This window comes from uncultured Proteiniphilum sp., from assembly GCF_937873925.1.
Taxonomy (GTDB): Bacteria; Bacteroidota; Bacteroidia; order Bacteroidales; family Dysgonomonadaceae; genus Proteiniphilum.
Genome location: NZ_CALNAT010000142.1, coordinates 41,061 through 48,296, shown reverse-complemented (window position 1 = coordinate 48,296; position 7,236 = coordinate 41,061). Strand labels below are relative to the sequence as shown.

Below are 7,236 nucleotides of genomic sequence, written 5' to 3'. Positions count from 1 at the left end.
CACACCAAGAGTCAGTCTCTTTTTTTATGCTTTGGAAACAAGTTTTCAAAATAGCTCAATTCCCTCAAAAACAAATATTTATAATCTTCCTAATTCTTTCATGCCATAGAAAACGAAGGATTGAATGTTCCGCAATAGCACCCTGTATAGGTTTTATTAGAATGCAAATAAGGAAAAGAGTGATATTTGAAAATAAGATTTCCTGAATTTTTACATTATCTTTGTTCCAGCAGGGTAACTCTTAACTCCACAGGCTATATGAGACGATTTTACTTTCCGCTTCTGATGATCCTCTTCTTCGTATACACGAAAAGTTTTGCGCAGGATATCCCGGTGAAAGGGGATAGTCTGGATCTGAAAACCGGGGTCACCGGCGAATTACCCAAACAGGCCGATTCCCTCAGATCCGGGCAGCTTCCCTTAAGATTTCCCAGACTGAATCCGGCAGAGAATCTTCTGCCGCAGTTCACTCCCTACCAACGATTCACCCTGACGCCACAACATTCGGATACTAATCTCCCACCCATCCACTGGCATGGGGCCGCATCCGACTTCATCAATACCAAAAGCCGTACGGCCATTGCCACTACCATGCCGATGCCCGGCCTGCTGCTGCATTCATCCGCCACAATCGGCCTGGTGGAAACTCCTTTTTTCGGCAAAGGCTATTACTACATATTAGATGCCGGAGCTCATTATACCATTAATCCCGCATTGATGATGGGAATCAGCGGTGGTTACAATTCCAATTTCGGGGTAATGCCTTTCTGGAATACAGGAATTGACGCCAGTTACCAGCTGAATCGAAATCTGATGTTCGACGGAGGGCTGACCTATATGAAGACTGCCGGCAATATGTTCAGCCTCAACCAGTCGGCAGTAATGGTCGACCTGCATGGCCGCTACCGGCTTTCCGACGACTGGTATCTGAATGCCTACGGAGGGATGCCTGTATTACAAAACAACAATCAGCCGAACCGCCCCATGATGCCAATGATGAATACTCCCTATTACGGCGGCTCCGTGGAACACTGGTTCAAACCCACTATGGGTGTGGAAGCCGGTATGATCTGGATCCGGGATATGTTCTCCGGCAAGATGCGCCCGCAACCCAAACTGGAACTACTTTTCAGACCGGGGAGATGAATAATAGCATGCTCAATTGACGGTTAAAATCATTTTGTGGTCAGTCGCCAGTTTACGCATATTGAGAATGGCGTAGCGCATGCGTCCGAGGGCGGTGTTGATACTCACGCCGGTAACATCGGCAATCTCCTTGAAACTTAAATCCCGGTAATATCGCATCTCCAGCACTTCGCGCTGTACATCAGGTAAAAAACCAATCAGTTTCTTCACATCGTTGAACACCTGCGTTTTCACCATCTCCAGCTCTACCGTATCATCGCACAGCGAGGAATTGTTCAACAGATCTACCTCGTAATCATCATTGGAAACGGTGTTTTCATTTTTTCTCTGACGAAAATAGTCGATGATCAGGTTGTGCGCTATACGGGTGATCCATGCCTTAAACCTGCCCGTTTCAGTGTATCTACCCTGCCTGATAGTAGTAATCGCTTTGAAAAAAGTGTCCTGAAAAATATCTTCAGCCAGCCCCTGATCACGAACAGTATAGAAAATATAGGCGTAAAGAGATTGTTTGTGCCTGTTGAGGAGTACATCAAACGCATCATCATTGCCCTCGGCATACGAAACAACCAATTCCTCATCGGTCATCATGCAGAAAGTATCCATTGCTTTACTTCTTAATTGTTATATAAATTCAATAGAGTAAAGAGGACTTATAGGCAAATGATTTTAACGTTTATTTTATAAGACAAAGAAAAATAAAAAAAGTATAATCGCCAAATAATAAGAGATGAAATTTCACTGTGTACCTTTTCCTGAATGGTAAAATAGATCCATGTTACGTCTTCAGGTTATTTTACCGATTCATATTACTTTTACAGGTACCAACCTCAATACATAAAAAGTACCGTCAATGAAAATTTCTTATGTAGAAAATAATAGTATATTTGTATCCGCGAGGGGAAAAGATGTCATGATTCTTTATTCTGATAATCTTGGCTCTCAAATTTCAGACCTCTTAAAAATACAATCATATGAGAGACAGAACTATCTTGGATTTCCTGAACGAATCCGTAGAAAAATATGGCGATCGTCCTTATTTGTACGAAGCAAGAAAGGGTACACAATATACTTCCCTTACCTATACACAGGTACAAGAACAATCCATGCAATTCGCGGCAGGCCTCATTACTTTAGGAATTGAAGCCGGTGACCGAGTAGCCCTTATTTCCGAAGGAAAGAATAACTGGGTGATCGGCGAGTTGGGCATTTTGCATGCCGGGGCAATCAGTGTGCCTCTGTCCGTAAAGTTGCAAACCGAGCAGGATTTGAGTTTCAGGATCAATCATTCCGGGTGTGTAGCCGTGCTGGCATCGGATCAGCAAATAGCGAAACTGCGTCCGATAAAGGAATTGTTCAATACTGTGAAATACTATATCTTACTCGATCCGGAAGATCAGCCCGAAAAAGACGAATGGTTATTTGAATCGGTCATGGAAAAGGGGAGAAAGCTCATGAATACGGATCCCTCGGCTTTAAAAGAACGGATGGATACCGTGAAAGCCGATTCATTGGCGAATATATCCTACACATCCGGTACAACCGCCAATCCAAAAGGGATCATGCTCACCCATGGGAATTACGTGTGCAATGCGGAACAGGCAGTAGACCACCTCCGCGGCCTGCCCTCTTATTACCGCACGCTCTTGATATTGCCATGGGATCATTCTTTCGGGCACACAGCAGGCATTTACACCTTCATGAAATGCGGGGCTTCCATTGCTTCCGTCGCGATGGGAAAGTCACCCATGGAGATTTTGAGAAATGTACCCAAAAGTCTGAAGATCATTAATCCCCATCTACTGATGAGCGTTCCGGCACTTGCCGTTAATTTCCGGAAAAACATCGAAACGGAGATCGAGAAAAAGGGAAAATTTACCTCCGCACTATTCAGGAGAGCGCTTAAAACGGCCTACGCGTATAATAAGGAAGGGTACAACAAAGGCGGCAGAGGGCGTTGGATGCTGGCTATTTACGACAAGCTGATTTTCTCGAAGATAAGAAAATCGTTTGCCAGCAATATGGACTATTTTATCGGTGGCGGTGCGTTGCTCGACATTGAACTGCAGCGCTTTTTTTACGCGATCGGTATACCTATGTACCAGGGCTACGGACTTTCGGAAGCCACCCCCATTATTTCGGCAAACAGCCAACACGAGCACAAGTTGGGATCGTCGGGCAAGCCGATGCCGCGCATGGATATCAGGATTGTGGACGACAACCTGCAGGCGGTGCCCACGGGTGAAAAAGGAGAAATCATCATTCGTGGAGGAAATGTGATGAAAGGATATTGGAAAAATCCCCAGGCAACAGCCGAAACCATCGTGGACGGATGGCTCAGGACAGGAGATATGGGATATATCGATGCAGATGGCTACCTCTACGTGCTCGGGCGTACAAAGTCGTTATTGATCAGTGATGACGGTGAAAAGTTTTCTCCCGAAGGGATCGAGGAATCGATCGTCTCCACATCACCCTTTATCGACCAGTGTGTGCTTTATAACAATCAGAGTCCCTATACCACGGCACTGATCGTGCCGAACGCAGCAGAACTGAAAAAAGTGAAAGCCGATCCCGAACAGGCGGCCCTTCTGATAGAAAAAGCATTGAATGAGTACAGGAGCGGCGGAAAGCATGACGGTCTCTTTCCCCACCGTTGGATCCCTTCAGGCTTTGCCGTGATAGAAGAGCCTTTTTCCGAACAGAACGGTTTGGTGAACTCCACCATGAAGATCGTAAAGCATAAAGTATATGAAACATACGCTTCGAGGATCGCCTCGCTCTATACGCCCGAAGGAAAACAAGCCGCTTCCGCGGAGAACCTGGAAGCGCTGAGGAAAATATAAGGTCGCCAACAACCAAAAATAAAATGTTAAATGATTTGTTGGGATATTATACCCTATAGTGTAATGCCCCAACAAAGACGTTTTTAATTAATATGTATATAATAACAGGTGAGGCCACCCCTCTAAATGAATACTTACTTTTCGGATTTCCTTTACCCGGAGAGGCTTCAGGTCAAAAACAAACGTTTTTGTTAACGCGGCAGCACATACTTCTTTGTTTATAAACTCTATTTTTACTTCGCGTTGCGGCGGATTTGTTTTTATTATCCCTCCCGCACTGATCAGCCGGGCTTCCCATGTTGAACCGTCGCAACCGCTTGCACCGATGCTCACTTTAAGCACATCACCAATAATCTCCGCATCCAACACATTCACACCGGAAATCCCATTGTATAGTTCCGTGTCTATAATTGTGGGGGCATTTATGTCCGGCGGAGTGATCATATTCTTATCACAAGAGAAAAAAATCACTGCAATGATCCAAACAATAATAAATCGGCATATAATATTCATCTTCGTCAGCTTCTGTATTTCTATTTTTAATACCGGTTCTTTTACTTTAATTCACTTTTCCGATCAGTTCCACAAATTCTTTACGGTACCCGTTAGGATCAAAAGAAAGGGAAGAACCGGCAAGCTCTTTTACCTTTTTCAGATCGAGCGAACCTTTGTATTCCGATTCCCGCATAAGCAAGCCAAATCCGGCAACCGCTACTGCAAAACGCGTTTCAGGCGAACCGGAAGTTATACTAACCGGTTTATTTTGAATGGAGAGATTCAGTATCCGGCTGTTATCACTGTCCGGAAATTTATAACGGAAATCGAAATCGGCGTATTCGCCCGCAGCATCCGTGCTCTTCAACACCACTTCATACAATGCTGTAATGGTCTGGGAAGCACCTATTTCACCGGCATCTTTTTCGTCGTCTTCAAACTCTTCATCTTTCAATTTACGGTTTTCATAGCCAATGAGCCGGTAAGAGTCCACCCTATCGGGATTGAACGTAATCTGTATTTTGGAATCTTTAGCAACCGTATGGAATTTCGATTTCTCATACACAAATACTTTCTGTATCTGCGATGCATTATCGATATACTCGTAATTGCCGTTCCCTTTATTGGCAATTTGTTCCATCATGTGGTCGTTGAGATTGCCTCCACCTACACCCAGCACCGTGAGGTAAATGCCGCTTTTCCGTTTTTCCTCTATCAGTTCTACTAAATCATCGGTGGAGGAAATACCCACATTAAAGTCGCCGTCGGTTCCCAATATGATGCGGTTATTCCCATCCTGAATGAAATTTTCCTGTGCGATTTCGTATGCCGTTGTAATTCCTGCTGCCCCGGCCGTTGAACCTCCGGCGCCTAACTTATCGATCGCGTTTTTAATCTTATCCTTTTCTGATGCACTGGTAGATGGCAGCAGCACCCCCACCTGCCCGGCATAGACGACGATGGCGATCCGGTCTTCCGGATTTAATTCGTCCACTAATTGCTTGAATCCTGTTTTCAGGATACCCAGTTTATCGGGAGAGTTCATGGAACCGGACACATCGATCAGAAACACGTAGTTGGAACTGGGCAACTGATTTTCGGGAATAGTTTTTCCTTTCATGCCCAATCGCAGAATATGATGCTCTTCATTCCACGGACAGGTAACAATATCGGAACTCAATGCAACATTTTCATTCGATTCAGGTTCAGGATAATTGTACGTAAAATAATTGACATATTCTTCGGTCCGTACCGAAGCTTTGGGCGGCTTTTGCCCGAGATACACAAAACGGCGCATATTGGCATAAGAGGCGCCGTCGGCGTCAATGGAAAACGTGGATTTTGGGAATTCGCTTACTTTCAAAAACGGATTTTCATCATAGTCCTTGTACTTCTCGTTATACATATCCGGCATTTCACCCTTGTTCCAATCCCCTAAATTAATGTCATCTTCGTGCCCCGATTGGCACGAAATAAAAAAAGCCAATACAAAAAGCGCAAAAAAATAAGTGTTTGTTTTCATAAACCGGGATTTTAAATTATTATTGTCTGTTTTTTATCATAAAGCGCACGGGATAGATTACTCCGTTCTTATTAATTCGGAATATATCCGCTTTGTGCAATTACACTCTTTCCCGCTTTTGTTTGAAGCAACTCATAAAGTTTGTACGCATTGGACAACCTGCCCAGATCCGAACGAATTACGGCGTACACATCCGCCATATAAGGATAAGTTTGACTTGACAGGGTGCTCTTATCGGGATAAATTCCATTGACGGACAATGTTTTTACACGCTCGGCATCTCTCACAATTTGTTCTTTATAATAATATACGGTGTAGCAGATAGCATTTTCTTCGCTGCGAACCTGCGTAAAAGCGAGCATCATGCTCGAAAGTTCCGCTTCTTCGCTCCATTCCGGCATTTGTAACCCTTTCATCACAATGGTCTCCATCAGTTCCTGACTGCCGGAGTTTTGATTCCGTACATAAGGCTTTATCGGCATATCGTTTCCGCCGACTTCTTTCCAATTGGTTATCTTTCCCATATAAATATCCTGAATTTGCTTATGGGTAAGCGATTTAACAGGATTTTCCTCGTTAACGATAAAAATAAAAGCATCGTGTGCGACCGGAGTCTCTGTTAACGATACGTCGGCTTGCCCGGCATAATTTTTCTCATCGTCCGACACGGTACGATGCGTCAAAATAAAATCGGCCTTTTTATCGATTAAGTTGATAAAAGAATGGTGCGTTTGCGATGTTTTTATCCGTTCTTCGAAAAAACTGCGAGGCACATCGTCATAATTCGGCGCAATTTCCCATGTGAAATAGGCATGTAACAGTTGCCGCCATTCATAACGGCAATTCAATAGTTTACAAGCAATAAGCGTTTGTAAGGGCGCCGTGGAAGTGGAACCGTCGACACGGGGATAATTCTCCGCAGTCATTCCTTCTATATAAAAAGAGGAATCGATGGGCTCTTTTTCACAGGAAAAAAGAAAAAGGATAAGGAATAACCCTAATAATAAATGACTTAAATTTTTCATTGAAGTATTTATACAGTTATTGAAAGTTTTCACCTCTATTTCCATAGATGAAATTTTAAGAAAAATGTTGCATAAAAACCCAGTTATTAACGTTAGATACAGATTATTCACACATATTTAAACAAAGGGATTTAATACTAAAACCGGAGTGACCCCAAAAGTCAGTTTTCCTTACTCCATTGGTTTCAGTGAATTATCATAT

At 43.6% G+C, this 7,236-nt stretch carries 6 protein-coding genes; 2 read left to right on the top strand and 4 right to left on the bottom strand.

Features of this window, described 5'->3' with window-relative positions; translation table 11 throughout:
- Positions 1–258: 258 nt before the first annotated feature.
- Positions 259–1,146 carry a hypothetical protein gene (locus tag Q0502_RS09380; RefSeq protein ID WP_298649916.1) on the top strand — a complete coding sequence of 296 codons (888 nt, stop codon included), beginning with the start codon at positions 259–261 and terminating at the stop codon, positions 1,144–1,146.
- A gap of 12 nt (positions 1,147–1,158) precedes the next feature.
- Here Q0502_RS09380 and Q0502_RS09375 read toward each other — a convergent pair whose 3' ends face one another.
- A complete protein-coding gene (locus tag Q0502_RS09375) occupies positions 1,159–1,752 on the bottom strand; it encodes a sigma-70 family RNA polymerase sigma factor (protein ID WP_298649915.1) in 594 nt (197 codons plus the stop codon).
- 368 nt (positions 1,753–2,120) lie between these two features.
- On the opposite strand from Q0502_RS09375, the gene Q0502_RS09370 reads away from it, so the two are divergent.
- Positions 2,121–3,992, top strand: coding sequence for an AMP-binding protein (locus Q0502_RS09370; RefSeq protein ID WP_298649914.1), 1,872 nt, complete (start codon positions 2,121–2,123; stop codon positions 3,990–3,992).
- 87 nt (positions 3,993–4,079) lie between these two features.
- Here Q0502_RS09370 and Q0502_RS09365 read toward each other — a convergent pair whose 3' ends face one another.
- The 3 genes from Q0502_RS09365 to Q0502_RS09355 all read right to left on the bottom strand — a co-directional run bounded on the left by Q0502_RS09365 (position 4,080) and on the right by Q0502_RS09355 (position 7,034).
- Complete coding sequence (locus tag Q0502_RS09365) at positions 4,080–4,436, bottom strand: hypothetical protein (protein ID WP_298649913.1); 357 nt, start codon at positions 4,434–4,436, stop codon at positions 4,080–4,082.
- A 115-nt stretch (positions 4,437–4,551) separates the two neighbouring features.
- Positions 4,552–6,009 carry a VWA domain-containing protein gene (locus tag Q0502_RS09360; protein ID WP_298649912.1) on the bottom strand — a complete coding sequence of 486 codons (1,458 nt, stop codon included), beginning with the start codon at positions 6,007–6,009 and terminating at the stop codon, positions 4,552–4,554.
- Positions 6,010–6,080: 71 nt separating this feature from the next.
- The gene (locus tag Q0502_RS09355) at positions 6,081–7,034 is read right to left on the bottom strand and encodes a substrate-binding domain-containing protein (RefSeq protein WP_298649911.1); all 954 of its coding nucleotides are present in this window, start codon (positions 7,032–7,034) and stop codon (positions 6,081–6,083) included.
- Positions 7,035–7,236: the final 202 nt, after the last annotated feature.